At 62.8% G+C, this 25,695-nt stretch carries 26 protein-coding genes and 2 pseudogenes; 15 read left to right on the top strand and 13 right to left on the bottom strand.

Annotated elements, in window-relative coordinates; translation table 11 throughout:
- The first annotated feature begins 66 nt into the window (after positions 1 to 66).
- The 3 genes from ugpA to ugpC are packed head-to-tail and all read left to right on the top strand — an operon-like array spanning position 67 to position 2,957.
- Complete coding sequence (gene ugpA / locus HK436_RS20065; RefSeq protein WP_173192591.1) at positions 67 to 951, top strand: sn-glycerol-3-phosphate ABC transporter permease UgpA; 885 nt, start codon at positions 67 to 69, stop codon at positions 949 to 951.
- Positions 952 to 1,006: 55 nt separating this feature from the next.
- Entirely contained in the window at positions 1,007 to 1,855 is an 849-nt protein-coding gene (gene ugpE / locus HK436_RS20060) for a sn-glycerol-3-phosphate ABC transporter permease UgpE (RefSeq protein WP_173193664.1), read from the top strand.
- Between the two features lie 13 nt (positions 1,856 to 1,868).
- A complete protein-coding gene (gene ugpC, locus HK436_RS20055) occupies positions 1,869 to 2,957 on the top strand; it encodes a sn-glycerol-3-phosphate ABC transporter ATP-binding protein UgpC (RefSeq protein WP_173192589.1) in 1,089 nt (362 codons plus the stop codon).
- A gap of 249 nt (positions 2,958 to 3,206) precedes the next feature.
- On the opposite strand, the gene HK436_RS20050 is transcribed toward ugpC, so the two are convergent.
- From HK436_RS20050 to HK436_RS20040, 3 genes and pseudogenes are all read right to left on the bottom strand, one after another.
- Positions 3,207 to 3,425 carry a hypothetical protein gene (locus tag HK436_RS20050; RefSeq protein ID WP_173192587.1) on the bottom strand — a complete coding sequence of 73 codons (219 nt, stop codon included), beginning with the start codon at positions 3,423 to 3,425 and terminating at the stop codon, positions 3,207 to 3,209.
- Positions 3,426 to 3,637: 212 nt separating this feature from the next.
- Positions 3,638 to 4,125 (bottom strand): annotated as a pseudogene (locus HK436_RS20045) (methylated-DNA--[protein]-cysteine S-methyltransferase).
- 194 nt (positions 4,126 to 4,319) lie between these two features.
- On the bottom strand, positions 4,320 to 5,219 hold the full coding sequence (locus HK436_RS20040; protein WP_173192585.1) for an alpha/beta hydrolase family protein: 900 nt from the start codon (positions 5,217 to 5,219) through the stop codon (positions 4,320 to 4,322).
- Positions 5,220 to 5,350: 131 nt separating this feature from the next.
- On the opposite strand from HK436_RS20040, the gene HK436_RS20035 reads away from it, so the two are divergent.
- Both HK436_RS20035 and HK436_RS20030 read left to right on the top strand, forming a co-directional pair.
- Positions 5,351 to 6,010, top strand: coding sequence for a transglycosylase SLT domain-containing protein (locus HK436_RS20035; protein ID WP_173192583.1), 660 nt, complete (start codon positions 5,351 to 5,353; stop codon positions 6,008 to 6,010).
- An 80-nt stretch (positions 6,011 to 6,090) separates the two neighbouring features.
- The gene (locus tag HK436_RS20030) at positions 6,091 to 6,450 is read left to right on the top strand and encodes a lysozyme inhibitor LprI family protein (protein ID WP_173193662.1); all 360 of its coding nucleotides are present in this window, start codon (positions 6,091 to 6,093) and stop codon (positions 6,448 to 6,450) included.
- A gap of 9 nt (positions 6,451 to 6,459) precedes the next feature.
- Here HK436_RS20030 and HK436_RS20025 read toward each other — a convergent pair whose 3' ends face one another.
- Entirely contained in the window at positions 6,460 to 6,951 is a 492-nt protein-coding gene (locus HK436_RS20025; RefSeq protein ID WP_173192581.1) for a Gmad2 immunoglobulin-like domain-containing protein, read from the bottom strand.
- Between the two features lie 161 nt (positions 6,952 to 7,112).
- On the opposite strand from HK436_RS20025, the gene HK436_RS20020 reads away from it, so the two are divergent.
- Positions 7,113 to 8,129 carry a serine hydrolase domain-containing protein gene (locus HK436_RS20020; protein ID WP_173192579.1) on the top strand — a complete coding sequence of 339 codons (1,017 nt, stop codon included), beginning with the start codon at positions 7,113 to 7,115 and terminating at the stop codon, positions 8,127 to 8,129.
- 128 nt (positions 8,130 to 8,257) lie between these two features.
- Here the strand turns inward: HK436_RS20020 and HK436_RS20015 are convergent, their stop codons facing one another.
- Entirely contained in the window at positions 8,258 to 8,869 is a 612-nt protein-coding gene (locus tag HK436_RS20015) for a hypothetical protein (RefSeq protein WP_173192577.1), read from the bottom strand.
- A gap of 613 nt (positions 8,870 to 9,482) precedes the next feature.
- A complete protein-coding gene (locus HK436_RS20010; protein WP_173192575.1) occupies positions 9,483 to 9,851 on the bottom strand; it encodes a hypothetical protein in 369 nt (122 codons plus the stop codon).
- A gap of 240 nt (positions 9,852 to 10,091) precedes the next feature.
- On the opposite strand from HK436_RS20010, the gene HK436_RS20005 reads away from it, so the two are divergent.
- Positions 10,092 to 10,550, top strand: coding sequence for a GFA family protein (locus tag HK436_RS20005; protein WP_173192572.1), 459 nt, complete (start codon positions 10,092 to 10,094; stop codon positions 10,548 to 10,550).
- 5 nt (positions 10,551 to 10,555) lie between these two features.
- Here the strand turns inward: HK436_RS20005 and HK436_RS20000 are convergent, their stop codons facing one another.
- Together HK436_RS20000 and HK436_RS19995 are read right to left on the bottom strand one after the other, a co-directional pair.
- Positions 10,556 to 10,810: a ParE family toxin-like protein gene (locus tag HK436_RS20000; protein ID WP_173192570.1), complete on the bottom strand. Its 255-nt coding sequence runs from the start codon at positions 10,808 to 10,810 to the stop codon at positions 10,556 to 10,558.
- Positions 10,807 to 11,007 (bottom strand): hypothetical protein, encoded by a 201-nt coding sequence (locus HK436_RS19995; RefSeq protein ID WP_173192568.1) that lies wholly within the window; start codon positions 11,005 to 11,007, stop codon positions 10,807 to 10,809. Before HK436_RS19995 ends, HK436_RS20000 begins: the two co-directional genes overlap by 4 nt.
- Positions 11,008 to 11,133: 126 nt before the next feature.
- Here HK436_RS19995 and HK436_RS19990 point away from each other — a divergent pair, with 126 nt between their 5' ends.
- Positions 11,134 to 11,904, top strand: coding sequence for a type I restriction enzyme HsdR N-terminal domain-containing protein (locus HK436_RS19990; RefSeq protein WP_173192566.1), 771 nt, complete (start codon positions 11,134 to 11,136; stop codon positions 11,902 to 11,904).
- A 36-nt stretch (positions 11,905 to 11,940) separates the two neighbouring features.
- Positions 11,941 to 13,872: an AAA family ATPase gene (locus tag HK436_RS19985; protein ID WP_173192564.1), complete on the top strand. Its 1,932-nt coding sequence runs from the start codon at positions 11,941 to 11,943 to the stop codon at positions 13,870 to 13,872.
- 39 nt (positions 13,873 to 13,911) lie between these two features.
- Here HK436_RS19985 and carB read toward each other — a convergent pair whose 3' ends face one another.
- Together carB and HK436_RS19975 are read right to left on the bottom strand one after the other, a co-directional pair.
- Positions 13,912 to 17,394 (bottom strand): carbamoyl-phosphate synthase large subunit, encoded by a 3,483-nt coding sequence (carB, locus tag HK436_RS19980; protein WP_173192562.1) that lies wholly within the window; start codon positions 17,392 to 17,394, stop codon positions 13,912 to 13,914.
- A gap of 111 nt (positions 17,395 to 17,505) precedes the next feature.
- Entirely contained in the window at positions 17,506 to 18,627 is a 1,122-nt protein-coding gene (locus HK436_RS19975) for an AraC family transcriptional regulator (RefSeq protein ID WP_173192554.1), read from the bottom strand.
- A gap of 201 nt (positions 18,628 to 18,828) precedes the next feature.
- On the opposite strand from HK436_RS19975, the gene HK436_RS19970 reads away from it, so the two are divergent.
- On the top strand, positions 18,829 to 19,281 hold the full coding sequence (locus HK436_RS19970) for a cupin domain-containing protein (RefSeq protein ID WP_173192552.1): 453 nt from the start codon (positions 18,829 to 18,831) through the stop codon (positions 19,279 to 19,281).
- Positions 19,282 to 19,508: 227 nt separating this feature from the next.
- Entirely contained in the window at positions 19,509 to 20,996 is a 1,488-nt protein-coding gene (locus HK436_RS19965; RefSeq protein ID WP_173192550.1) for a flavin-containing monooxygenase, read from the top strand.
- Positions 20,997 to 21,052: 56 nt separating this feature from the next.
- On the opposite strand, the pseudogene HK436_RS19960 reads toward HK436_RS19965, so the two are convergent.
- Positions 21,053 to 21,738: pseudogene (locus HK436_RS19960) on the bottom strand (dihydrofolate reductase family protein).
- Positions 21,739 to 21,938: 200 nt separating this feature from the next.
- Positions 21,939 to 22,259 (bottom strand): quaternary ammonium compound efflux SMR transporter SugE, encoded by a 321-nt coding sequence (gene sugE / locus HK436_RS19955; protein ID WP_173192548.1) that lies wholly within the window; start codon positions 22,257 to 22,259, stop codon positions 21,939 to 21,941.
- A 97-nt stretch (positions 22,260 to 22,356) separates the two neighbouring features.
- On the opposite strand from sugE, the gene HK436_RS19950 reads away from it, so the two are divergent.
- The 4 genes from HK436_RS19950 to HK436_RS19935 all read left to right on the top strand — a co-directional run bounded on the left by HK436_RS19950 (position 22,357) and on the right by HK436_RS19935 (position 24,579).
- Positions 22,357 to 22,893, top strand: a complete 537-nt coding sequence (locus HK436_RS19950; RefSeq protein WP_173192546.1) for a TetR/AcrR family transcriptional regulator — start codon at positions 22,357 to 22,359, stop codon at positions 22,891 to 22,893.
- A 111-nt stretch (positions 22,894 to 23,004) separates the two neighbouring features.
- Positions 23,005 to 23,382, top strand: coding sequence for an ArsR/SmtB family transcription factor (locus HK436_RS19945; RefSeq protein WP_173192544.1), 378 nt, complete (start codon positions 23,005 to 23,007; stop codon positions 23,380 to 23,382).
- Positions 23,333 to 23,758 carry an SRPBCC family protein gene (locus HK436_RS19940; protein ID WP_173192542.1) on the top strand — a complete coding sequence of 142 codons (426 nt, stop codon included), beginning with the start codon at positions 23,333 to 23,335 and terminating at the stop codon, positions 23,756 to 23,758. Before HK436_RS19945 ends, HK436_RS19940 begins: the two co-directional genes overlap by 50 nt.
- A gap of 26 nt (positions 23,759 to 23,784) precedes the next feature.
- Positions 23,785 to 24,579, top strand: coding sequence for an SDR family NAD(P)-dependent oxidoreductase (locus tag HK436_RS19935; protein WP_173192540.1), 795 nt, complete (start codon positions 23,785 to 23,787; stop codon positions 24,577 to 24,579).
- A gap of 97 nt (positions 24,580 to 24,676) precedes the next feature.
- Here the strand turns inward: HK436_RS19935 and HK436_RS19930 are convergent, their stop codons facing one another.
- Positions 24,677 to 25,468 (bottom strand): phytanoyl-CoA dioxygenase family protein, encoded by a 792-nt coding sequence (locus HK436_RS19930; protein WP_173192538.1) that lies wholly within the window; start codon positions 25,466 to 25,468, stop codon positions 24,677 to 24,679.
- Positions 25,469 to 25,695: the final 227 nt, after the last annotated feature.

Below are 25,695 nucleotides of genomic sequence, written 5' to 3'. Positions count from 1 at the left end.
CGTCTCTCATCCCGGCCGCCCGCGCGACATTCGCGCGGGCGGCCCTTTCACCGTGGAGGAGGCTTCTTGTCCCCGCGCGTCACCTTTCCCAACAAGATCCTGCCCTATCTGCTGATCGCGCCGCAGCTCGTGATCGTGGGCATCTTCTTCTACTGGCCGGCCAGCCAGGCGCTCTACCAGTCGGTCTTGCGGGAGGACCCGTTCGGGCTGCGCAGCACCTTCGTGGGACTGGCCAATTTCCGCCGCGTGCTGGCGGAGCCGAACTACATCAACGCGCTGCAGAACACGGCTGTGTTCTCGATAGCAGTCGCTTTCGTGGCGATGTCGATTGCGCTGCTGCTCGCGGTCATGGCTGACAAGATCATCCGGGGCAGGGGCATCTATCGCACCATGCTGATCTGGCCTTATGCGATCGCGCCGGCGATTGCTGGCATGGTGTGGCTGTTTATGTTCAATCCGGCGATGGGCACCTTCGCCTACATGCTGCGCTCGTCCGGCTACCAGTGGGATCCGTTGCTGCGCGGTGATCAGGCAATGGTGCTGGTGATCGCCGCTGCCGCCTGGAAACAGATTTCCTACAATTTCCTGTTCTTTGTCGCCGGACTTCAGGCGATCCCGAAGACGCTGATTGAGGCTGCCGCGATCGACGGCGCCGGCGAGACCAAGCGCTTCTGGACGATCATCTTCCCGCTGCTGGCACCGACGACCTTCTTCCTGCTGGTCATCAACACGACCTACGCGTTCTTCGACACGTTCGGCATCATCCATGCCGTCACCGGCGGCGGGCCGGGCAAGGCTACCGAGACGCTGGTCTACAAGGTCTACAATGACGGCTTCGTCAATCTGATCCTCGGCGACTCCGCCGCGCAGTCGGTGATCCTCATGGTGATCGTGATCGCGCTGACGGCCATCCAGTTCCGCTACGTGGAAAAGAAGGTGCATTATGGCTGAGGCCGCCACCCAGCAGTCGACGGCGGCCGCTCTCGGCCGGCGCGAGCAAGGCGCGATGCTCGGCATCAGCCGCAGATCGCGCTACATCGCCCATGCGATCCTCATCGTCGGCGTGTTCATCGTCGCGTTCCCGATCTACTACACCTTCGTCGCCTCCACTCATTCGCTGCAGACCATTCTGCGGCCGCCGCTGCCGCTGCTGCCCGGCGAGCACTTCTTCGACAATTATTACGAGGCGCTTTTCGGCGGTGTCGGCCGCATCGGCGGGGTGGGCGTCGGCACGCTGCTGTTCAACACGACCGTCATGGCGCTGGGCATCGCCATCGGCAAGATCGTGATTTCGGTGCTGTCGGCTTTCGCGATCGTCTTCTTCCGCTTCCCCGGCCGCATGTTCTTTTTCTGGGTGATCTTCATCACGTTGATGCTGCCGGTCGAGGTGCGCATCCTGCCGACATACAAGGTCATGGTCGATCTCGGCCTGATCGATTCCTATACCGGCCTCATCTTGCCGCTGATGGCTTCGGCAACCGCGACGCTGCTGTTCCGCCAGTTCTTCATGACCATACCGGGCGAACTGGTCGAGGCGGCCCGGGTCGACGGTGCAGGGCCGTGGCGCTTCTTCAAGGACATCCTGATGCCCCTGTCGAAGACCAATCTGGCGGCCCTGTTCGTCATCATGTTCATCTATGGCTGGACGCAATATCTCTGGCCGCTGCTCGTCACCAACAGCAACGACATGAACACGATCGTCATCGCTCTGCGGAAGATGATCTCGTTTGCCGATGCGGACACGGAATGGCACCTCGTGATGGTGACCTCGGTGTTCGCAATCCTGCCGCCGATCCTGGTGGTTCTGTTCATGCAGCGCTGGTTCGTGAAGGGCCTCGTCGAAACCGAGAAGTGAGAAACCAACCTCCATGGCGACCGTCGAACTCAAAGACGTAAGAAAAACCTATGGCGGCCGCGTCGAGGCCGTGAAAGGCATCTCGATCGACATTCCCGATGGCGCGATGTGCGTGCTCGTCGGCCCTTCCGGCTGCGGCAAGTCCACGCTCCTGCGCATGATCGCGGGTCTGGAGGAGATCACCTCCGGTACGGTCTCCATCGGCGACAAGGTGGTCAACACGCTGGGGCCGGCCGAGCGCGACATCGCCATGGTGTTTCAGAACTATGCGCTCTACCCGCATATGAAGGTCTACGACAACATGGCCTATGGGCTGCGCAATCGCGGCATGGACAAGGACGAAATCGACCGGCGCGTGCGCGATGCGGCTGGCACGCTTGGACTTGCCGAGCTTCTGGAGCGGCGCCCGCGCGAACTTTCCGGCGGCCAGCGCCAGCGCGTGGCAATGGGCCGCGCCATCGTCCGCAGTCCCAAGGCGTTCCTGTTCGACGAGCCGCTCAGCAACCTCGATGCCAAGCTGCGCGGCCAGATGCGCATCGAGATCAAGAACCTGCAGCGGTCACTGGGCGTCACAAGCGTCTATGTCACGCACGACCAGGTGGAGGCGATGACGCTTGCCGACACGCTGGTGGTGATGAACCAGGGGCTGGCCGAGCAGGTCGATACGCCCATCGCGATATACGAGAGGCCGGCGAGCATCTTCGTTGCGGGTTTCATCGGGTCGCCAGCGATGAACCTGCTTGCCGCCGAAGGCGGTGAAACGGGCAAAGGTTTGAAGCTGGCAGCCGGCGGCACGGTAAAGCCACGGGAAACGAGCCTGCCGGAAGCCGGACGCAAGGTTCTGCTCGGTGTGCGGCCGGAGCATCTCACGCTGGTTTCGGCGCGCAACAACGCCGACATTGAGATGAAGGTCACCGCGGTCGAGGCGCTTGGCGCCGACACGCTTGCGCACGGCTATCCGGTTGACGGCGATGCGCGAGCGGGCGAGCTGATCGCGCGGTTGCCGGGTACCGTCCGCGTTGCCGACGGCGACGTGCTGCCGCTTGCGATCGACGCCGGCATGGCGCACCTATTCGACGCAGGCAGCGGTAAGCGTATCTGATATCTCGAAGCGGGAAATCACTCAGGGCAACCAGGCCGGCCGCGCGCGAGGCGGGGCCGCCAGTACATCCGTGACTTGCCGCGCCATCACCGAGCCGGGTCGATGGCGCATGCGGCCAGCCATGATTGCCGAAGGTTCCTACCGGCGCATTGCGCCATCTTTCGAGGAAAGACCGGTCAAGCGCCTCGCGGCGCGACCAGCAGGAACAGACCCTATGTGGGCACCGATCCCCGGCCTTTCAAGAGGCAGTCAGGAGACGTGCCTCCACTGAGCCTTCCGGCCATGGTCGCTCATGTTCGAAACGACATCGTTCAATGCGTCGATGTCGACATAATAGAAGCGCGAGAGTTGGACGGCGATCTCGTCGCTCCCGAAACCGCGCGCGATCAGAAATTCGGCGGCAACCGTGAGCTCGGCCGGTTCCGTCAGCCGGCGTTTGGCGTAGTCATCGGGTGGAAGCAGCATCATTTTCGATCCCTGTCGTTCTGTTCTTTTGGTTTTGACGCAGGCGCGCGTACCCGGAACCAGGGAACTCGGGGGATACAGGACGAATACTGGGAGAGAAGAACTAGTCGGGACGACCACGGTCGATTCGACATCCCAATTATGTCAGCTTCCCCTGCATTCACAAGAACAAGGGCTGCGCTCGGCAAGCTTCGGGAAAGCCGCCCGGGATGGTTTTAGAATGCGAAAGAGGCCTGTGCTGGCGGGGGAGGACCTAGCTGTACGCCCTCATGGGACAGCAGCCTCTCCTTGGTGACGGTGCCACCGGGCGCCGAAAAACCGCCGATCTTGCCTCCGGCGGCGAGAATACGGTGGCACGGCACAACGAGGGGCAGGGGTTGCGCCCGAGCGCAGCGCCGGTCTCACGCGCCATCTTTGGAAAGCCCGCGCGGTCAGCCAGCTCGCCGTAGGTCGTGACTTCGCCCTGAGCCAGCTTGAGTGTTGCCGCATAGATCGCGCGCCGGAACGGATCGATGCCGGTCAGGTCCAGCGGTAGTGCCGAAAAGTCGATCGCCTCGCCGGTCGCGTAACGCCGGATGAGAGCAACCGCCTCGCCAACGAAGGCCGGCGCCTCTTCCGCCTTTCCAGCCGCACCGGCAGACCAGCGTGCCGCGCGGTGCTCGGCAGCTTCATAACTCCCCTCGGGCAGAGCCAGATGAGTCAATCCCATCTGGCTCCACGCAATCGCAATAAAACCGAGCTCCGTCTCGAACACGAGATGATGCTGGGAAGGGGCTTCGCTCATCGACCCGGCCTTTTTCGACTCAAGCAGAGCGTATCACAATGGCGACACGGAACATAGAGGGAACGAAGTGAGCGCCGAACGTTCCTGACAGTTGCTGCAGGGCACAACGTGTCTCAGTCGTCCAGATGCCTGGCGATGAAGTCGCCGGTTGCGCCGATGAGCTCGTCGACCTGCTCCACGCCATTGAAGGCGTTGAAGACATGGTCCATCTCGCGAACGAACAGCGTGGCGTCATCATCATCGTCGTCGCGATAGTCGAGCAGGATCTGGCCGGAGGCTGGCTGCGGAAACACCACGTCATCCTTGGTACCGACGGCGACAAAAAGCGGATCGTCGTATTCCGTGATCTCGGCGACCGGATCGACCTCGAACAGGCTCTGGAAGAATGCAGGCTTCAGCTTGATCTTGTCGCCCCAGGGAAGCGTGGCGGTCACTGGGGTATCGCCACCAGCAAGCCCTTTCTTGACCGTTTCCGGTCCGAACATCATCGTGATGGAGGCTGCCATGTTGACGCCCGGCGCCCATAGCGCGACCGCGTCGAGGTCATGCTCCGTGCGGCCGGCCACGGCCGCGCCAACCGCGCCGCCCATGCTCCACCCGACAAGTGCCAGCCGATCGTCGTCGACCCGGCCGGACCTTGCCAGCCAATCCAGCGCTGCAAGCCCGTCGGCGATGTGTGCATGCAGTGTCGAATCGGCGAATTCGCCGTCGCTCTCGCCGTTGAACCGATAGTCGATGCGGAGACTGGCGATCCCTTTTTCTGCCCACATGCGCCCCGCGCGTGCGAAAATGCCTTCGCCGACCGCTGGGATTTCCAGCTCGTCGCGCGAGCCGGTGAAGCCATGCAAAAGCAGGATCGCGGGCGGGTTGTTCACTCCATCGGGCAGGTTGAGCGTGCCGACGACCTTCATCCCCTCCACTTCGAACGAGATCGTCTCCTCGGCAGCCAGCGCGGGCAGGCAGGCGACGCAGAGTGAGGAAGCGAGTGCAAGGCCATGAAAACGGTTCGGCATGGGAGGTCTCCTGATTGGGCTGGATTTAATTCTACTGCTGTAAAACTGCGACCAGCAAGCGCGTCGCGCGGCGTTGCTTCGCCGCGCGCTTTCAGTTAAGGCAACGTTGGGTGGGACCACGAAATCAACGAATGATGGGCGCGGCCTTGCCTCGTTTCCGCTTCACAATCGCTGCCAGCGCGCTGCTCTGTACCGCACTTGCATCCGGATGCACCTCGACCGATCTCGGCCTCGAGCCGGAAATGTCGTTCGCAGGCTCCGATCCGGTCCTGCCTGAAAAGGTGGAAACGCTGCCGGCGTTTTCGACGGATGCGTCAACCGACGCCGTCGTGGCAAGCGCATTTGCGGGACCGACGCCGGACAACCCTGCCGCGGCGGTGTTCATGCCCGGTAAGGCGGTGGCGCCACGCAGCCCGGAACTCGATGCGCTGATCGCACGCTACGCCGCTCAACACGAAATCCCTGTTTCGCTGCTACGGCGCGTCGTAGAGCGTGAAAGCACCTTCAATCCCGCCGCGCGCAACGGTCCCTATTGGGGGCTGATGCAGATTCTGCCGCAGACGGCGCGCACCATGGGCTATCGCGGTACGCCTGAAGGCCTGCTCGATGCCGAGACGAACCTCATGTACGCGGGCAAATATCTGCGCGGCGCCTACATTACCGCAGGCGGCGACCATGATCTGGCAGTGCGCTTCTATTCGCGCGGCTACTACTATGACGCCAAGCGTAAGGGCCTGCTGGAAGAGACAGGACTGCGGCCGGCCCGCACGCGCATGGCGAAATCGTCCTGATCATGAAGCCGGGGAGCGCGCCGATGTGGCTGTCGCGAAAGCTCATTATCGTTTCGGTTGTCGCGCTGTGTGGCATAAGTATGCCTGCTCTCGCTGACGAATGCGCCGACCCGCGGGATCAGACGACGATGAACATCTGCGCGGGCAAGGAATTCGAGGCTGCCGACAAGGCACTCAACGCGGCCTATCGTGAGATCGTCCGCCGGATCGGCGACGATCACGAGACCAAGACGGCGCTGACCGCAGCTCAGCGCGCGTGGATCACTTTCCGCGACGGCGAGTGCGCGTTCCAGACAAAGAGCGTCGAGGGCGGCAGCATCTACCCGCTGATCGTGGCGGACTGCAAGACGGCGCTCACCGAGGCGCGGACGGAACAGCTCAAGACCTATCTCGACTGCGAGGAAGGCGACATGAGCTGCCCGGTCCCACCGGCTGACTAGCCGTCCGTTTCAAGTCCCGATCGGCACCTTCAGTTCCTGCCCGGGAAAGATCACGTTCGGATCGGTAACGAGCTGCGGGTTCGCCCGAGCGATCCGCTGGAACTGGCCGGAATCGCCGTAGTGCTGCTGGGCGATCTTCGACAGCGTATCGCCCGCCTTCACCAGATGCAGGCGGAAGCCGATATACCCCGGGACGATGCGTGGGCCGTAGATCACCGGCACGATCACCTTGTTGATCTCCGAGCCGTCCTGCGCACTTTCTTCGAAAACCTCGACGAACAGCCGGTCGAGCTGAAACGCGGCGCTGCCGATCGCCGCTTGCACTTGGAACTGGCCGTGCTCGCCGGTGCCGCCGCCGACATTGAAAAAGCCGGTGCGCTCGTCGTGGCCGTCATGGACACGCCAGTTGAGCGTGGCCTCGAAACCCTGGCCTATGCCGGCGATGAGCACCGGGTCGCCGACGATGTCGAAAGGCTGCGGCTGCTGTATGGAATTGGGCATGGCGATACTCCCTCGCTCGCTTCTGGTCTCGCCCGTCCGTCCCGTTTCCATATTAGGCGAAACTGAAACAGAAGGGGAGGACCTGTGCGTTGCCGATAAACTTGCCGTGAATCGTCGGAAGGGACCGTGATTTCGCCGCCGGTTTCGCCTAGCTGCGAGACATGATCAGCATCACCCGCCGCACCGCGCTCACCCTTCCCCTGCTGCTGCCGCTTGCGCCCGCTGCCCGCGCTGCGGAAAACGAGGCCAGCGCCGAAGCAGTCGTCAATATTCTGGAGCGGGCGGAGGCGCTGGAGCCGCTGAAGGCGGTTGTGGTGTGCCGCGACGGACGCATGATCGCCGAGCGCGGCTATCGCGGCCATGCGCCGGGCGATCCCACGAATATCAAGTCGGCCTCCAAGTCGATGGTGTCGGCGATGGTGGGGATCGCCATCGACAAGGGACTGCTGGAGGGAGCGGACCAGAAGATCGCGCCGCTGCTGCGCGCCGAGCTGCCTGCCGATCCCGACCCGCGGCTGGAGCAGATCACCATCGGCAATCTGCTTTCGATGCAGGCGGGGCTGGGGCGCACGTCGGGCCCGAACTACGGGCGCTGGGTGGCGAGCCCCAACTGGGTGCGCGCCGCGCTTGCCATGCCGTTCGAGGACGAGCCGGGCGGGCGCATGCTTTATTCGACCGGCTCGACGCACCTTCTCTCGGCGATCCTGACCCGCGTGAGCGGCCGGACCATGCTGGCGCTGGCGCGGGAGTGGTTCGACCCGCTCGAGGGGTTCGCCATCGGCGGCTGGGAGCGCGACCCGCAGGGCATCTATCTCGGCGGCAACCAGATGGCGATGTCGACGCGCTCGCTCGCGGCCTTCGCCGAGCTCTACCGCAATGGTGGGCGCACGCCCGACGGCACCCGCATCGTGTCGGCCGACTGGATCGAACAGTCCTGGCAGCCGCGCACGCGGTCACCCTTCAACGGCTACCGCTACGGCTATGGCTGGTTCCTGCACCGGATCGGCGGGCAGGAGGTGCGCTTCGCCTGGGGGCATGGCGGGCAGATGGCCTATATCGTGCCGGCGCTGTCGCTGACCGTGGCGATGACCTCCGACGAGAACCGCCGCTCGGCCGAAAATGGCTACCGCGACAGGCTGAACGACCTGCTCGCGGAGATCATCGGAGTGGTGGTTTAGCTCGCCTTTGGTTTTCGCTCACGCGCCGTTTCGCCGCCTGCGGCGGCTGGCGCTCGCGGGGGCGGGCCATAGGGCCCAACGCCCGGTCGGGCTTGCGGCCTGTCGCCGATGTGCCCCCGCCCGCTCCATCATGAGGTGTCCGGTCGCGCCAGCGCTTGTTGAGCGAACCATTGCAGGTCGGCGAGGACTTCATGGATCTCGCGGGTGGAGCTACGCCGCGCGCCGGGCGGGCGACCGGGGCGCAGGGGCGACAGGCGGCGGACGCGCCCGGCCGTCACCTCGCGATCGCGCCGCGCCCGCCAGCGGGCGAAACGGCGGGCGTGCTTCGGCAAATCGTCAAGGGCATCCGCCAGAGCACGCAGCCTGAGGCCGAGCCGTGTCGCATCCAGCGGATCGTCGGGCGCCGGCGGCTGCGGGAGCGGCCGCCGGTCGGCCGCGCCGGGGAAGGAAATGCGCGGGGCGCGATGCGGCGGCACATGACGGCGGGGCCTCGGCAGGCGGATCGGGTCGACAAGCGACAGGCTGGGCGCCGGTCGCGGACGGGCAGGAGCTGTGATCGCGGCTGCCGCCCCGGTGGCCAACGGCGAAACGGCGATGCCGAGGCGGCGCAGAGCGGGCGCGGCCGGCTGCGGCGCGGGCTTTCGCGGGCGTGCCGGCGGCAGGGTGACGACGAGGTCGCGCGCAGCGACGACGATCAGCCGCCGTGCCGCCGCTTCCGCTGGACGCAGCAGCCGCAGCACGGCGCGGTGGAGATGACGGGGAGCGCCGGGCGGCTTTCGGAACGCATCCCCTCCGGGTCCCCGCTGCCTCCGGCAGTGTCCCGGCCGTTCTCAGACGCTTCGTTGGGGCTAGCCACCTGTTGAGCCCAGCCCTCGGCTATGGCCATTTGCCCTTCCGGGCGTTCGACCCCCTCGAAAGGTCCACTGGACCTTCCGATGCCCCCGAAGGGCCACCGGGGTCTCACCGTTCGTTCGCCCGGAAAGCCAAATCGTTGGCTTTCCGTCCCGCTGCGCGGACCGCTCCTCACCATGGCAACGAGCATGGCAAGCACGCGTTTCAGCGCCTCCCGGTTCTTCTCGATCGCCACATGCCAGTCCATCGCCGTTCCTCATTCCGGTCCGGCGCGGGATTGTCGGGCGAGTTGGGGGAGGTGGATGGATTTTTTTAGGTGGGCAGGAGCGGCCTCGATCGCTTCAGGTTTTCACGGAAACGCCCCCTCCACCATGCTTCGCACGGTCCCCTCCCCCGTGAAACAGGGGAGGATCCAGCGCTGCGGACGGCCGCGCCCCCGTTCCTCCCCTGCGAAGCGGTGGAGGGGGCGTGCCATTGCTCAATGGCGCTTGCGGCCCGCGCCTATTTGGAAGCGTAGATGGTGCACCGGCCGGCCGACGAGAGCTTGTAGTATTTGAAGGCGGCGTTGCAGTTCTCCAGGGCGCGCTCCTCGGCAACCTTCTGCGACGGGGCGTTGAAGGAATGCCCGCAGAAAAAGGCTTCGACGTTGAAGCTCAGATGGGTTTGCGCATAGGCGGAGTGGCCGGAGGCTTCGACATAGGCTTTGTAGACGTCCTGACAGACGCCTTCCGAGTCCATGAAACGCGGGCGGTGGCGAACCTGGCCGGCACTGCCGGCGAGCGACTCCGCAATAGCGGCAACCGGCCCGGACAACACAACAACCCCCGCGAGCATCAAGGCAGATGCTCGCCGCACCGATATCGCTTTCATGTATGCACCCCCGCATTGAAAGCGCCAGATTATCTACAGTCTATGCGTGTGGAAAGTGTGTGGATCGCGAAATTCACATCCGTGGCGCAACGCGTCGCCAGTGTGCCCGGCGGGCGGTTGAAAAGGGCAGATCGGGGCGGGGAGGGGGTGGACAGGCGGGGGTGAATTTTCTTCCATGGCGCGACGCCGCGCCGGCCCGGCGCGCCACGTTCACCGCCTAAAACACCCGGAGATGTCCCTATGTCCAGAATGCCCCTGCCGCTTGCCGGATCGTGCCGCTGCGGGCGCGTCGAAATCCGCGTGACGAAACCGCCGCTGGCAACCAGCGCCTGCCACTGCCCCGGCTGCCAGAAGATGTCGGCCAGCGCCTATTCGCTGACCGCGATCATCCCCGCCGACGGCTTCGCGGTGACGAAGGGCGAGCCGGTGATCGGCGGCCTGCATGGCGACGACATCCACCATTATTGCTGCGGGCACTGCATGACGTGGATGTTCACGCGCGCCCAAGGCATGGACTGGTTCGTAAACGTGCGCCCGACCATGCTGGACGACGCCTTGTGGTTCCGCCCTTTCATGGAGACATACACCTCCACCAGGCTGCCCTTCGCGCAGACGGGCGCTGTGCGCAGCTTCGAGAAATTTCCGGACATGGAGGAATATGAGGGGCTGGTGGGGGAGTATCAGGCCTGGGTGGCGTGAGGAAGTCAGCCCACAAGCCTGTCATAATCGGCATGCGTGCCAATCCAGAACCAGATCATGTCGTCCCCATCCCTGACGGCCAGCGCGCGGTACTGGAGGCCGACACGAGCCGACCAGAAACGGCCAGCTTGTTTGAAATGCAGTGAAGGGTGGTAAGGATCGGCCTTCAGCCGTTCGAAGTTGCGATCCGCAATTCTTTGGACCGCCGCTGGCAATCTCTGGTAGCAATCCCAGAAATCGGCAATGGCGAAATGGTTCACAGTGGACGCGTGCGGCCGTCGCGGTGGGCGGTGAGAGCCCGTTCGGCCAGCGCATCGAGTTTTCCGGACGCGGCATCGCTGTCGATACGGGCATCCCAATTGGCGGCATCGAAGGCGGCAAACCACGCGCGGAAATGTGAGAGCTCCTCGGGGCCGAGCGCCTCGATCTCCCGCTCGATTTTTTCAAGCTTCGTCATGACCGAAATTTAGCATTGCCAAAACCGGTGGCAAGGGGTGTTGCGGCGTGCCCTCCGCCTTTTCAATTTATGCTTGTGTCGTGAGCCGCCTTGCGGGCAAAATGCCTGCGGGGAATGGGGGATTTCATGAGCAGGCTGCCGAAGAAGTTTGTCGATCGGGTTGGCGTCAACCTGAAGAAATACCAACGCGTGGCAACCGCACAGCAAAAGGCTGACGTGGCGGAGGCGGATACTGTCACCGTGGTCAAGGATATTCTGGCCGACGTCTTCGGCTACGACAAATATGAAGAGCTGACATCGGAACACCAGATCAAGGCGACCTATTGCGACCTTGCAATCAGGATCGGCGGCAAGTTGCGCCTCCTCATCGAGGTGAAGTCGGCGGGAAGCAGTCTTGCCGACAACCACCTGCGGCAGGTGATCGACTATGGTGCGCATCAGGGCATTCACTGGGTGATCCTGACCAATGCGGTCGAGTGGCGGCTGATCCGGATCTACGTTTCCAACCAGATCAGCCACGAGGAAGTCTGCCGCTTCATCCTTCCCGACATGACGCCGAGGAACGAGGACCATCTGAGGCAGATGTTCCTCTTCGCCAAGGAGGGGCTGACGACGGACGCGATGGACGCGTTCCATCAGCAGGCGCAGTTGTTCAACCGGTTCACCGTGGCGGCGATCCTGCGTTCGGAGCCGGTCGTCGCCGTGGTGCGGCGCGAACTGCGACGGCTCTTTCCCGACCTGAAAGTCGCGCCTGAAAACCTTGCCGCCCTGATCGAGCACGAGGTGATAAAACGCGAGGCGATGGACGGCGACAAGGCCAAGGAAGCGGCGACGCGGATCAGGAAGGCGCAGGGGAAGATTGAGAGGGCGAGGAAGAGGGAAGTGGCGCCAATTTAACCGACTCCTCTTGGTTTTGTTCTGGGGTGAAATTTCATGAGAATATCTAATGTTCAGATAGAAAATTTTCGTTCTATTGAAAGCCTTATTGTGAACTTCGATGAAATAACGGCCATCGTTGGAACGAATAATGCGGGAAAATCATCCATACTTAAGGCGATTGATCTATTCTTTGACGCCTCTGCCAAGATTTCCATTCAGGATCATTTTATGCATAACCAATTGCGCAAGATTTCGATTGCAATGGAGTTTTGCGACTTGACGCCGGTTGAGAGGGCAGAGTTCGCGCGGGCCACTGTGGATGGCAGGCTGCGAGTGGTACGCGAGTTCGGCGGCCAATCTGGCGATACCGGCGAGTTCTCTGTTCACGCTAAAATAAATCCAGCATTCGACGAATTTCGAAAAGAGAATAATGGGAATAAGAAGCGTAGTTTATATACTTCTCTGAGGGCCGAATATGATCTTCCTGCCGCCTCCGGTGATGAAATGGAAGAGAATTTGAAGGAGTGGGAAGCGAGGAATCCAGATTTATTAAAGGAATCAAAAGTGCGAGGTTTTTTCGGAGCAAAAAATGTCGCCTTAGGGAAGCTTAGCAAAAAGACATCTGTTAGATTTATACATGCAGTTAAAGATACTAGTGAGGAGGCCAGCGATCAGAGAAAAAGCCCGGTAATCGGATTGCTTTCCGAAATCGTAAAACAAACATTCGAAAATAGGAAAGAATTTTCTGATTTTATATTGGAATCAAATAACAAGCTTGCAGAGATTACTGACCCTGAAAAGGTTCCGCAGTTAAAAGACATAAGTAAGAGGCTGACGGACACGCTTGGAATGTATTATTCTGACACCAGTCTTGTGGCAGATCTTAATAAGGCCAACGAGATTAGTGTGTCGTTCCCGGCTCCTGTGGTTAATGTGGTGCATAGAGGGTTGCAGGGCAGCGTCGCAAATGTGGGGCATGGGCTCCAGCGCGCGATCCTTTTCTCCCTCGTGCAGTTTCTAGCTGAACAGCAATCGTTGCCGGGGGCTGACGACGTTCAGGAGGAATTCGGTGAGGCCTTCAGTGATATTATTATCCTGATTGAGGAACCTGAAATTTATCAGCATCCTATAAAGCAGTCGCTTTTCTATGAGGCATTTCAAAATATAACAAGGGAATATAGCAAAGAAAATGGTATAGGGGTGCAGATTATATACGCAACTCATTCGGAGAAACTTGTAAGTATTATAGACGTTGATAAAATTAGAATGCTTTCCAAGAGGGTGCATGATGATGGTATGGATACGGTATGTAATAATCTTACAATAAAGGATTTTAGCGAGGGGATGGCGCGCCATCTGGGCGACGATGTGCAGCCTCTTTCGGTGGAAGCATTTAAGTTGGGTCTTCATATTTTCAATCGAGAAGTTTCAGAAGGGTTCTTCGCAGAAAAGGTTATTCTTGTCGAAGGAGTGTCGGACAAAGCCATAATTCAAGCTGCCTATATGCATCAAGGCCGCGATCCATTGCGGGAGGGAATAGCGTTAATTGATGTCGGCGGGAAAACGAAAATAGATAAGCCGCTTTTTGCGTTCAGGAGCTTGGGTATTCCGACTTATCCTATCTTCGATAATGACAGTGGCCAAACGAATACGAAGGATATTGAACAAGCTAGGAAGAGAAATCGACTTATTCAGGCTATTGTTGGTCACCCTAATGTGCAGGACTTTCCTGCCGGTTGTGAGCCGGGTTTTGCGGCAATCGCAGGGAATTTGGAGAAGCTTATGTCTGAAGCTATGGGTGAGAGATATCTCGCCATTCGAGACAATATAAGCAAACGGTTTAATGTCAACGGAAAGGACGCGAGCAAGTCCCCCGCAATTTTCAGCGCTATTTTTAAAGTGGCTAAATCAGAAGGTATAAACTTTCCGATTATTGACGAAATTGTCAAATTTGTTTCCGAACTCTCCTGCGTAGATGCAAGATAACTTAATTTTGCATATTTCCTTTGTAACTGAGAGGCGACTCTACCCAAAATACCCCTGCAACGGCCGCACTTCCAAACTCCCCGCCTTCAGTGCCGCAATCGCCTGCGCGGCGGCAGCCGCACCTGCCATCGTCGTGTAGTAGGGCACCTTCTGCATCAGGGTGGCGCGGCGCAGCGATTTTGAGTCCGAGACGGCTTTCTGGCTGTCCGTGGTGTTGAAGACGAGCTGGACCTGGCGGTTGCGGATGGCGTCTTCGATGTGGGGGCGGCCTTCGAGCACCTTGTTGATCTTTTCCGCCGCCACGCCGTTTTCGGCCAGGAAACGCTGGGTGCCGCCGGTGGCGAGCACGCGGAAGCCGAGGTCGGCGAGCTTCTTGACCGAAGGCAGGATCTTCACCTTGTCCTCGTCGCGCACCGAGACGAAGAGGGTGCCCGCGCGGGGCAGGTCGACGCCGGCGCCGAGCTGGCTCTTGGCGAAGGCGAGCGCGAAATCGGCGTCGAGGCCCATGACCTCGCCGGTGGACTTCATCTCCGGCCCCAGCAGCGTGTCGACGCCGGGGAAACGGGCGAAGGGGAAGACGGCTTCCTTGACCGCGACGTGGGAGAGGGCTGCGAGGTCCGGCTTTTCGCCATAGTGGGCGAAGGCCTCGTCGAGGCTCTCGCCGGCCATGATGCGGGCCGCGATCTTGGCGATCGGGCGGCCGATGGTCTTGGCGACGAAGGGTACGGTGCGGCTGGCGCGCGGGTTGACCTCGAGCACGAAGATCTCGCCATCCTTGATGGCGTATTGCACGTTCATCAGGCCGCCGACGTTGAGGCCCTTGGCAAGCGCCGCGGTCTGGCGCTCGAGCTCGGCGACGGTGTCGGCCGACAGCGAGCGGACGGGGAGCGAGCAGGCGCTATCGCCGGAATGGATGCCGGCCTCCTCGATATGCTCCATGATGCCGGAGACGTAGACGGACTTGCCGTCGCAGAGCGCGTCGACGTCGACCTCGATGGCCTCCGACAGGTAGGTGTCGAACAGCAGCGGGTTCTTGCCCAGCAGCGTGTTGATCTGGCCGGTCTTGTCGTTGGGGTATTTCTGCTTGATGTCCTCGGGGACGAGGCCGGGCACGGTGTCGAGCAGGTAGGTCTGCAGCATGCCCTCGTCGTGGATGATCTGCATGGCGCGGCCGCCCAGCACGTAGGACGGGCGCACGACCAGCGGGAAGCCGAGCTCGGAGGCGACGGTGCGCGCCTGCTCGACCGACCAGGCGATGCCGTTGTGCGGCTGCTTCAGGTCGAGCTTCTTCAGGAGCTTCTGGAAGCGGTCGCGGTCCTCGGCGAGGTCGATCATGTCGGGCGAGGTGCCGAGGATCGGGATGCCGGCCCGCTCCAGCGCCTCGGCGAGCTTCAGCGGCGTCTGGCCGCCGAACTGGACGATGACGCCGGCAAGCGTGCCGGCGGCTTGCTCGGCGCGCAGGATCTCCAGCACGTCCTCCGGCGTCAGCGGCTCGAAATAGAGCCGGTCGGAGGTGTCGTAGTCGGTGGAGACGGTCTCCGGGTTGCAGTTGACCATGATCGATTCGTAGCCGGCATCGGCCAGCGCGAAGCAGGCATGGCAGCAGCAATAGTCGAACTCGATGCCCTGGCCGATGCGGTTGGGGCCGCCGCCGAGGATGACGACCTTCTTGCGGTCGGAGACCTTGGCCTCGTCGGCGAGCGCGCCGGCGAAGGGCACTTCGTAGGTCGAATACATGTAGGCGGTCGGCGAGGCGAACTCGGCAGCACAGGTGTCGATGCGCTTGTAGACGGGGTGGACGGCGAGCTTTTCGCGTTGCTTCGCAACGTCTTCGGCGTCCTTGTTGACAAGCGAGGCGAGGCGGGCGTCGGAGAAGCCCATCGCCTTGAGCATGCGCAGGTTCTCCGCATCCTGCGGCAGGCCGTGCTGGCGGATGCGGGCTTCCATGGCGAGGATGCCGGCGATCTGCTCGAGGAACCACGGGTCGATGCGGCACATCTGGTGCACGTCTTCCAGCGAGGTGCCCATGCGGATCGCCTGGGCGACCATGCGCAGACGGTCGGGCGTGGGCGTGCCGAGGGCCGCGCGGATGGCGTTCTTGTCGTCGCCATGGTTCAAGCCGGGGATCTCGATCTCGTCGAGGCCGGTGAGGCCGGTTTCGAGGCCGCGCAGCGCCTTCTGCAGCGATTCCTGGAAGGTGCGGCCGATGGCCATGACCTCGCCGACCGACTTCATGGCGGTGGTGAGCACATTGTCGGCGCCGGGGAACTTCTCGAAGGCGAAACGCGGGATCTTGGTGACGACGTAGTCGATGGACGGCTCGAAGGAGGCGGGCGTCGCGCCGCCGGTGATGTCGTTGTCCAGTTCGTCCAGCGTGTAGCCGACGGCAAGCCGGGCCGCGACCTTGGCGATGGGGAAGCCGGTGGCCTTGGAGGCAAGCGCCGAGGAGCGCGAGACGCGCGGGTTCATCTCGATCACGACGAGGCGGCCATCGGCCGGGTTGACGGCAAACTGGACGTTGGAGCCGCCGGTCTCGACGCCGATCTCGCGCAGCACCGCGAGCGAGGCGTTGCGCATCATCTGGTATTCCTTGTCCGTCAGCGTCAGGGCCGGCGCGACGGTGATCGAATCGCCGGTGTGGACGCCCATCGGGTCCAGGTTCTCGATAGAGCACACGATGATGCAGTTGTCGGCGCGGTCGCGCACGACCTCCATCTCGTATTCCTTCCAGCCGAGCACGGATTCCTCGATGAGGACTTCGGTGGTGGGGGAGGCGTCGAGGCCGGAATTGATGATGTCGAAGAACTCGGCGCGGTTGTAGGCGATGCCGCCGCCGGTGCCGCCCATGGTGAAGGACGGGCGGATGATGGCGGGCAGGCCGACATGGTCGAGCGCCTGGGCGGCGATGCCCATGGCATGCGCGATGTAGCGCTGCTTGCGGTCGCCTTCGCCGAGGTTCCATTCGGTCTCCAGCGCGTCGAGCGCGGCGTCGAGATCGGCGGGGTTGGAAGCCTTGAGTTCGGCGCGGCGCGCCTCGTGCTGCTTGCGGTCAGCGTCCTTCACTTCCGAAGCGTTGGCGAGCATGGAGCGCGGCGTCTCCAGCCCGATCTTTGCCATCGCCTCGCGGAAGAGCGAGCGGTCCTCGGCCTTGTCGATGGCCTCGGCGTTGGCGCCGATCATCTCGACATTGTAGCGCTCAAGCACGCCCATGCGGCGCAGCGAGAGCGCGGTGTTGAGCGCGGTCTGGCCGCCCATGGTAGGCAGCAGCGCGTCGGGGCGCTCCTTGGCGATGATCTTGGCGACGACTTCCGGCGTGATCGGCTCGATATAGGTCGCGTCGGCCAGCTCCGGGTCGGTCATGATGGTGGCCGGGTTGGAGTTGACGAGGATGATGCGGTAGCCCTCGGCCTTGAGCGCCTTGCAGGCCTGTGTGCCCGAATAGTCGAACTCGCAGGCCTGGCCAATCACGATGGGGCCGGCCCCGATGATCAGGATCGACTTGATGTCGGTGCGTTTTGGCATGGAAGCGTCCGTCGGTTCGGGCTTGCCCAAGCGCCGGACGGGGATTCTCCGTTTTGCGCTGACGCGTCGCGGAGGCCCTGCCGGTTCGGGGCAAGTGAAGATTCTGTCAGGCTAGGCGGGCCTTATAGGGTAAGGAGAAGGGGTAGGGAACCCCGGAAATGGGGCGAGCGGCGGCGAAGCGTCGCGGCGTGTGGACGTCGTGCTAGCGAAGCTGCCTGAAACGCTCGAATAGGAGGGAAACGGCGCGGCTGCGCTGCGGCGTACGGTCTCGCTCGGGCGCTCCCCGAACTCGCGGCGATAGTCTGCTGCGAAGCGGCCGAGATGGCCGAAACCCCAGCGAAATGCGACGTCGGTGACGGAAACCAATCCTTCCCCGGCGATGAGCTCGTAGCGCACGCGGCGCAGGCGTTCCCGGGCGAGCGAGCGCAGCGGCGAGATGCCGAGGACGGTGCGGTAGCCGAGTTGCAGGGTGCGCGGCGCGACCCCTGCGGCCTCGGCGATGTCGAACAGGGTGATCGGTCGGTCGGCAAAGGCACGGATATACTCTTCGGCACGGTGGACATGGCGCGGGGTCGCGCCCGACGGGGTATCGTCGAAGAACAGGCTGCAATTGTTAGGCTGGCCGCGCAGGAAGAGCTCCATCAGGCGCTGCTCGTTGAGGGCTGCCTGAAGCGTGGGGCCGCCGGCGGTTTCCTCCGCGGCGTGGAACATGGCGTTGGCCATGCCGCGCCAGGCGAGCATGTGCGGCCGGGTGAAGTCGATCAGCGGGTCGAAGACGACGGGGCCGGGAAGGCGTCGGTCGAGCAGGCGTTCGGCGAGCGCCATGAAAGGCGCCTTGCGCACCTGGACGAGGATCTGCGCGCAGCCCTGCCACCATTGCATCCGGGTGGCGAGGTCAGCATTGAGCACCGAGGCGACGCTGCGGCTGGTGATGAATTCGCGGCCGCCGTGGCGGATGGTGGCGCCGCCATTGACCGGCATCTGGATCAGGTAGAAATCGCCAAGCTCGCCGGGATCGATCAGAACGTCCGCGCCGTAGCTGATGTAGTTAAGCGAGATGATGTCGCCCGGAGCGTGGTGGTGAACCGCGCGAAAAGGCTTCCTGTCACCGATGATCTCCAGCCGGTGACTGCAGAATTTCTCCGCAACCCGCTCCCGCGCGCAGTCGAGATCGTCCGACTCGAACAGGATATGTGCCGAAAGCGGTGCTGCGTTGCTATGCCCCTCTTTCATGTGCATGCCTGAACACTACCACATGACGATACGTCACAAAGCCGAAAGCGCGACGTGGAGCCGCAGCCGTTCGATTTTTGCGTTTTCCGGATAGTGGCCGCGTGATGCGGATAGAGGGCTGGAAGCCTGCTATCCTAAACAGGGAACGGAACCAATGACGGTCGCAAAGGCCGCATCCTCAAGCAGAATGGGAGCTTCACGATGAGCAAAGACCTCGACAAGGGCATCACCCGCGAAGGCACCGGCCACGCCGGCAAGACCTGGAACATCCTGGGCCAGGTCTATTTTCCCAAGGCGGTGTGCGACAGCACCTTTGCCTTCGAGACAAACAGCGAGCCCGGCCAGTTCGTGCCCGTGCACATCCACCCCACCCAGGACGAGTTCATCCTCGTGCAGGAAGGCGAGCTCGACCTGAAGCTCGACGGCGAGTGGGTGAAGGCCAAGGCGGGCGACCTCGTGCGCATGCCGCGCGGCATCCCTCACGGCTATTTCAACAAGTCGGACAAGCCGACGCGGGCACTGTTCTGGGTCTCGCCGGCGCGGATGCTGGAGGAACTTTTCACCAAGCTCGACAACCTCAGCGACCCTGAAGAGGTGGTGAAGATTTCGGCGATGCATGAGGTCGATTTCCTGCCGCCAGAAGCCAACGACTAAAGTTCGGGTGAGGGCAGCCTGCAAATGGCGGCTTTCTGCGTCTGCGATGCTGACGTGCCTTAAACAAGTTCGTCGCCGCACGACCCTGAATCCGGCCATTTTTGGGCTTGCCCTGAGCTGAGCTTCGGCAGACCCAACCTGACATGAACTGATCGGGACCGATCTCATCCGGCGTGCCTTGCGCGCTGGACGGGGAAGCGCGTGCCGGGGTGAGAGGAAAGACGACAATGGTCGAGAGGAAGAAGGTCTTCGTCATTGGCGCGGGCGTGAGCGGGCTTGCAGCCGCCAAGGCATTCAAGGAGCGCGGGCACGACGTGACCGTGATCGAGCGCAGCCATGACCTTGGCGGCGTGTGGGAACCATCGCGGTCATATCCCGACGTCCAGACGCAGAGCCCGAAGGAGCTTTACCGCTACACATCCAAGCCGATGCCGGCCGACTATCCGGAGTGGCCCAAGGGACCGCAGGTGCATGCCTATCTGCGCGCCTATGCGGACGACAACGGCATTGCGCCGCTGATCGCGTTCGATACGCGCGTGACAGGGATGAAGCGCCGCGCCGATGGCAGGAAGGGCTGGACGCTGACGCTGGACTCGAACGGCGCGGAACGGGAGGCGGATTGCGATTTCCTCGCCCTCTGCACCGGCCAGTTCAGCGACCGGAACGTGCCGGAATTTCCCGGACGGGACGAATTCGAGGCGGCCGGCGGCAACGCAATCCACTCGTCCGAATATACAGATCCTGCGATGGTGAAGGGAAAGCGGGTGACCGTGCTCGGCTTTTCCAAATCGGCCACCGACATTGCGGTCAATGCGGTGAAATCCGGGGCGAGCAGCGTGACGATCGTCTATCTGGAGTCGGTCTGGCGCATACCCTATTTCATCGGCGGGCTGATCAACTTCAAGCGCATCCTCTACATCCGGGCGCAGGAAAAGATGTTTCCCGGCTGGGGCCAGACGGCGATGGCGCGGCTGAACCACGCGATCGCCAGGCCGTTCGTGTGGGCCAACTGGCGGGCGCTGGAAAGCCTGCTGACGATGCAGCTCAAGCTGAAGAAGACGGGACTTCGCCCGACCAAGCCGATCGAGACCGGGCTCAACTGTTCGGTCCCCATCGTCACGCCCGGCTTCTTCGACATGGTCGCCGAGGGACGGATAAAGGCCGTGCAGGGCACCTTCGCACGCTACGAGCAGGGCGGGGTCGTGCTGACCGGCGGGGAGTGGGTGCCCACGGACATTGCCATACTGGCGACCGGCTGGAAGCTCGGCGTGCCCTTTCTGCCCCACGAATATGCCCGCAAGCTGGTGGAGCCGGACGGGCAATACAGGCTCTATCGCATCGTTGCCAATCCGGACCTGCCGGATATGGGGTTCGTCGGGTTCAACTCGTCCTTCTGCACGGTTTTGAGCGCGGAGCTCGCGGCGAACTGGCTGGTGCGCTATGCTGACGGCATGCTGGCGCGGCAGCCCAGCGCCGCGGAGATGAACGCCAATATCGACATGATGCTGCAATGGAAGCGGCACGAGCGGCCGGCCGCCGGCGTGTATGGCGGGCTATGCGTTGCGCCCTATCATTTCAAGCACTTCGACGAACTGCTTGACGACATGGGGGCCAAGGTGCGCAAGCGCAATCCGCTGGCCGAAAACCTGTCGCCGCCCAACGCCGACGCCTACGCGCGCTACCTGAAGAGCGCGCCGGATTACCGGGCGGCGTGAGAACGGCATGGCCGCGCTGGCGGCGCGGCCATGTGGAAGACAGAGGCCGGCAGGGTTCAGCCGAGGTTGCTGCGGCGCTCGAGCTCGGCCAGTGTTGGTGTTTCCATGGCGAAAGAGCCGATCTGGACATCGCCTGCGCGCTCGTAACGCGTGATGAGGATGCCGTTGGGCGATAGGCTCGAGGAGGCAAGCTTGAGCGTGCGGGGGCGCTGCCATTGCCGAAGACGCGCTTCCCCTTGCCCAGCACCAGCGGGAAGATGAAAAGGCGCAGCTCGTCGACGAGATCGTTCTCGAATAGAAGATCCAGCAGCTCGCTCGAGCCCTGCGTCATCAGGTCGGGGCCGTCGCCCTGCTTGAGTTCGCGCAACGTGGCGACGACGTCGGTTCCGAGTGCCTGACTGTTCTGCCAGTGGAGCGACTCCGGCCGGTGGGTCGCGACGTATTTGGTGATGCGATTGAAGGTGTTGGCGATGTCGGCATTCATCGCATCGAAATCGCTCGCCTCCGGGTCAACCTGGATGTAGGGCCAGTGTGCGGCGAAGATGTCATATGTGCGACGCCCCAGCAGCAGGTCGAAGGGCTCGGCGAAGTTCCTGTCCAGTGCGGCGCCGAGCTCGTCGTCCCAGAAATTCGGCAGCCAGCCGCCATATTCGAAGCCGCCGCTGCGGTCTTCCTCCGGGCCGCCGGGCGCCTGCATGACGCCGTCGAGCGTGGTGAAAGCTGCCGCGATGATCTTGCGCATTGTCCGTTCCTTCCTTCCGTCAACCAACGTTTCGGACCAAGGACGCGCGATGGCAGCCAATCCCGACAACCGCGCACCAACTTTCTGCACGTGGTTACGAGGTCGCGTGTCCGTGTGCGATGACGTGGGTGGGAATTGACGGAAAAGGCCCGCGACATGGTCACGGGCCGGGTCAAGACGGCGATGAGACGCGGCAGATCTCAGTGGCCCGACGAGAGCTTGAGGCCCACCATGCCGGTTATCAGAAGGGCAACGCTGAGGATGCGACCGAGGGTCGCCGCCTCGCCCATGACCACTATGCCGACAACAAAGGCGCCGACCGCGCCGATGCCGGTCCAGATGGCATAGGCGGTGCCGAGCGGCAGGCTGCGCATGGCCAGGGCCAGCAGCCAGAAGGAGCCTGCCATCGCCAACAGCGTGATGACGCTCGGCGTGAGCCGGGTGAACCCCTCGGACTGCTTCAGGAACGAGGCCCAGACGATTTCCAGCAGGCCGGCAAAGCCGAGATAGAGCCAGGCCATGACTTTTCTCCTTTCGATCCGATGCCGGCGACGGGTGACGTGCCGGAACTTCGGTGCTATATATATCCGACCAGACGGTTTGAAAAGAGGAAAACAGATGGGCAGGAAAAGGACGATCGACAGGGATGCTATCCTGGATGCAGCCGAAGCGATCGTAACCGAGGAGGGGGCAGGGAGCCTGACCTTCGACGCGGTCGCACGGCGTGCCGGCGTCAGCAAGGGCGGCGTGCTCTACTGCTATGCCAGCAAGCAGGAACTGGTTGCCGCGATGACAAGGCGCGACATCGACCGGTTTCTGGGTGAGGTCGAGGCAAAGCGGGAGACGCTTGCGGACAGCGCGGAGGCCGGCATGCAGGCGCATCTGGCAGCGACCCGCGACGAAAACGACGCGCTTGCCGCGCGCGCCGCCAGCCTGATGGCGACGCTGGCGGAATCGCCCGGCCATGCCGAAGTGCTGCGCAACTACTACCGCGACCGGCTGAAGCTGTTCGGCCGTGACGAGCAGGCGCGCATCGCATTCTTCGCCGCCGAAGGGGCGTTCCTGCTGCGGGGGCTTGGGCTCGTCGATTTTCCCGACACGGCCTGGCGTGCGCTGTTCGACCAGATCGAGCAGGAGCTGGTGGTCTCGAGATAGACAAGGGTTCGCAGCCAGTCGTCGCGGACCGGGGGCGCGTCGCGAAAAATTATTCACCCAAATGGTTGACTAATTTTCGTGGGGCATATATTCAACCATAAGGGTGAATGAATGGACGAAGAAGACCTGTCACGCATTCTGAAGGCCGCAGGCGATACCACGCGGCGCAGGATACTCACGCTCCTCGTACAGGAGGGGGCGTTGAGGGTGACGGCACTCGCCGCCCATTTCGAGATGTCGCTGAACTCCGTTTCGAAGCACATCAAGGTGCTGGAGGAGGCGGGTCTCGTCACCCGCCGGACCGTGGGGCGCGAACATTTCATCGCACCCGAGCTCGCACCGCTGAGGCTCACCGAGCAGTGGTTCGGCCAGTTGAAATCGATCTGGGAACTGCGCCTCTCGGCGCTGGAAGAGTTGCTGGTTACAGGAGACCAAGACGATGAGCGAACTGGAACTGACGATAAACCACAGGATCGCGGCCCCGCGTGAGAAGGTTTTCGAGGCGTGGCTGTCGCCGCAGATGCTGTCGAAATTCATGCGCCCGCCGTCCACGACGGGCAATGCCCGGGTGACGAACGACCCGGTGAAGGGCGGGCGGTTCTCGATCGTCATGGTGACGCCCGAAAAGGAGATCCCGCATGCGGGCACCTACCTTGCGATCGATCCGCACTCGCATTTGTCGTTCACCTGGGAATCGCCGCACTCGCTCGACGACAGCGTGGTGACGGTCGACTTCGCCGAGGCGGAAGCGGGCGCCACCGAAATCACGCTGCGGCAGGTCAAGTTCAGGAGCGAGGATTCGCGTGACGGCCACATCAAGGGCTGGACCACGATCCTTGAGGCGCTTGAAAAGTCCCTTGCCTGACGGCAGCCGGAGCACGCGAGAACATCATGTTACTGAATGACAGGAATGCCGTGATATATGGTGCCGGCGCCATCGGCTCCGCCGTGGCCGAGGTGTTTGCGCGGGAAGGCGCGCGCGTCTTCGTTGCAGGGCGCAACCGGGCAAAGCTCGACCGGGTGGCCAATGCAATCGCCTCGGCCGGTGGGCAGGTGGAGACGGCCGAACTCGACGTGCTCGACGAACAGGCGGTGGACCGCCACGCAGCGGACATCGCCGAGCGCGCGGGAAGCATAGACATCGCGCTCAACGCGGTGAGCTTCCCGCATGACCAGGGAACGACGATCGGAGAGCTGTCGCTGGACGCATTCATGCTGCCGGTGGATCGGTTCCTGCGGGCGCTGTTCATCACGTCGAAGGCGGTCGCCCCGCATATGGGGCGGTCGCGGACCGGCGTGATCCTGACGCTGTCGGCGCCGGGCGCGGTGCTTGCCGTGGGCGGGCACCTCGGCCATGCTGCATCGCAGGCTGGTGTCGAGGCGTTCTCCCGCACGCTTGCCGACGAACTGGGGCCACGCAACATCCGGGTCGCCTGCATCAGGTCTCATGCACTGACCGATGCGCCAGCGGCCGGCTCGTTCACAGGCCCGATGTTCGAGGCCAAGGCAGCGATGATGGGGCTCAGCGTCGACCAATGGTTGGGCGGTGCGGCGCAAATGACGATGCTTAAGCGGCTGCCGCGCATCGAGCATGTAGCCGAGACGGCCGCATTCCTGGCCTCGGAACGGGCCGGCGCGATGACGGGCGCGGTGGCCAACCTGACCTGTGGCGCGATCGCGGAGTAGGCTTGCGGGTGTGACCTGAATGAACCTGTCCCTCTCCCCGACAGCGGGGAGAGGGCTTTACAGGTGGTCTTTCTCCGGCCGTAGGTGGCCGCTGCACTCAGAAATGCAGGCCGCAGGCTTCGCGGATGGCGATCTGCACCGGTGAAGGCGGCAGGTCCGACCTGAAGGGGCCTGTCGGCAGCAGTGGCGGCTGGGCCAGGAAACGCGGTGTCGTTCCGCAATGCGGCTGGGCGCTGTGGACCAGAAACGGATGGCACAGATAGACCGTGCCGGCGGGGCCGGTCGCCAGCGTTTCAGCGCAATCCGCGCTTTCGGCGAAACCGTTTGCTGCCAGTTCGCCCAGTGTCAGCCCCGCTTCGCCATGGGGCAGCAATTGCCGCGCGATCTGCCGGTGCGAGCCGATGCGGATGCGTGTTGGCGCGTCGTCCTCGCCGATGTCGGAGAACAGGAACAGCATCAGCAGGGCGCGGCCACGGCTGACCACGTTGGCACGCCATTGCATGAAGTCCGGCTCGTCGGTCCCGAAGCTGACATCGACATGCCAGCCGACGTCGCCCGGTTCGTCGGCGCTCGGGAACCGCACCGGAAAGGTGCCTATCGCGGCCGGCGCATGCCAGCGGCCGGGACCGACGAGTGCGTCGTAGGCTGCGTGAAGACGCGGGGTGTTGGCCGCGGCAATGAACGGCTGCTCGGTGAACATGCCCAGCCGTATGACGGGTTGGGTCCAGCCGGCCGGCTCCTCGGGCGACAGGCCCATCGCCTGCCACAGGATGGCGCGGGCGTCGTGCGCCAGCTCGGATGGGAACGCCTCGTCGATCCTGACGAAGCCGTGCGAGATGAAGGTTGAGATTTGCTCGGGGCTCAGCCCGTGCGCGCTGTCGTTCTGCATGTCGAGATCCTCTTTTCGGCCGCTGGCGAAACCGGGCCGTTATCTTCCTGGCGCACCGCAATGCGCCGGCCTGAACGCGTGGTTCAGCCCAGGAAGAAGGTCGAGGAGGATTTGAATGCGAACTTCATAGCGAGTTCTGGGTAGCATGAGGGTTGCCCGACGTGAAGACGCCTCGGCGAACGTGGTGGCGATCGGGATTTGATGTTGCGGCGCAGCAACGAATTGCC

Source organism: Neoaquamicrobium sediminum (genome assembly GCF_013240295.1).
In the GTDB taxonomy this organism is placed as follows: Bacteria; Pseudomonadota; Alphaproteobacteria; order Rhizobiales; family Rhizobiaceae; genus Aerobium; species Aerobium sediminum.
The sequence above is the reverse complement of the archived record's forward strand: the minus strand, read 5'-3'. Positions and strand labels throughout refer to the sequence as shown.

What these genes read in the sequence shown, in the direction of transcription:
- ugpE (WP_173193664.1), top strand. Translation starts at nt 1,007, where the DNA reads ATGCTCGGCATCAGCCGCAGATCGCGCTACATCGCCCATGCGATCCTC.
- ugpC (WP_173192589.1), top strand. Translation starts at nt 1,869, where the DNA reads ATGGCGACCGTCGAACTCAAAGACGTAAGAAAAACCTATGGCGGCCGC.
- HK436_RS20050 (WP_173192587.1), bottom strand. Translation starts at nt 3,425, where the DNA reads ATGATGCTGCTTCCACCCGATGACTACGCCAAACGCCGGCTGACGGAA.
- HK436_RS20040 (WP_173192585.1), bottom strand. Translation starts at nt 5,219, where the DNA reads ATGCCGAACCGTTTTCATGGCCTTGCACTCGCTTCCTCACTCTGCGTC.
- HK436_RS20035 (WP_173192583.1), top strand. Translation starts at nt 5,351, where the DNA reads ATGATGGGCGCGGCCTTGCCTCGTTTCCGCTTCACAATCGCTGCCAGC.
- HK436_RS20030 (WP_173193662.1), top strand. Translation starts at nt 6,091, where the DNA reads ATGCCTGCTCTCGCTGACGAATGCGCCGACCCGCGGGATCAGACGACG.
- HK436_RS20025 (WP_173192581.1), bottom strand. Translation starts at nt 6,951, where the DNA reads ATGCCCAATTCCATACAGCAGCCGCAGCCTTTCGACATCGTCGGCGAC.
- HK436_RS20020 (WP_173192579.1), top strand. Translation starts at nt 7,113, where the DNA reads ATGATCAGCATCACCCGCCGCACCGCGCTCACCCTTCCCCTGCTGCTG.
- HK436_RS20010 (WP_173192575.1), bottom strand. Translation starts at nt 9,851, where the DNA reads ATGAAAGCGATATCGGTGCGGCGAGCATCTGCCTTGATGCTCGCGGGG.
- HK436_RS20005 (WP_173192572.1), top strand. Translation starts at nt 10,092, where the DNA reads ATGTCCAGAATGCCCCTGCCGCTTGCCGGATCGTGCCGCTGCGGGCGC.
- HK436_RS19995 (WP_173192568.1), bottom strand. Translation starts at nt 11,007, where the DNA reads ATGACGAAGCTTGAAAAAATCGAGCGGGAGATCGAGGCGCTCGGCCCC.
- HK436_RS19990 (WP_173192566.1), top strand. Translation starts at nt 11,134, where the DNA reads ATGAGCAGGCTGCCGAAGAAGTTTGTCGATCGGGTTGGCGTCAACCTG.
- HK436_RS19985 (WP_173192564.1), top strand. Translation starts at nt 11,941, where the DNA reads ATGAGAATATCTAATGTTCAGATAGAAAATTTTCGTTCTATTGAAAGC.
- carB (WP_173192562.1), bottom strand. Translation starts at nt 17,394, where the DNA reads ATGCCAAAACGCACCGACATCAAGTCGATCCTGATCATCGGGGCCGGC.
- HK436_RS19975 (WP_173192554.1), bottom strand. Translation starts at nt 18,627, where the DNA reads ATGAAAGAGGGGCATAGCAACGCAGCACCGCTTTCGGCACATATCCTG.
- HK436_RS19970 (WP_173192552.1), top strand. Translation starts at nt 18,829, where the DNA reads ATGAGCAAAGACCTCGACAAGGGCATCACCCGCGAAGGCACCGGCCAC.
- HK436_RS19965 (WP_173192550.1), top strand. Translation starts at nt 19,509, where the DNA reads ATGGTCGAGAGGAAGAAGGTCTTCGTCATTGGCGCGGGCGTGAGCGGG.
- sugE (WP_173192548.1), bottom strand. Translation starts at nt 22,259, where the DNA reads ATGGCCTGGCTCTATCTCGGCTTTGCCGGCCTGCTGGAAATCGTCTGG.
- HK436_RS19950 (WP_173192546.1), top strand. Translation starts at nt 22,357, where the DNA reads ATGGGCAGGAAAAGGACGATCGACAGGGATGCTATCCTGGATGCAGCC.
- HK436_RS19945 (WP_173192544.1), top strand. Translation starts at nt 23,005, where the DNA reads ATGGACGAAGAAGACCTGTCACGCATTCTGAAGGCCGCAGGCGATACC.
- HK436_RS19940 (WP_173192542.1), top strand. Translation starts at nt 23,333, where the DNA reads ATGAGCGAACTGGAACTGACGATAAACCACAGGATCGCGGCCCCGCGT.
- HK436_RS19935 (WP_173192540.1), top strand. Translation starts at nt 23,785, where the DNA reads ATGTTACTGAATGACAGGAATGCCGTGATATATGGTGCCGGCGCCATC.
- HK436_RS19930 (WP_173192538.1), bottom strand. Translation starts at nt 25,468, where the DNA reads ATGCAGAACGACAGCGCGCACGGGCTGAGCCCCGAGCAAATCTCAACC.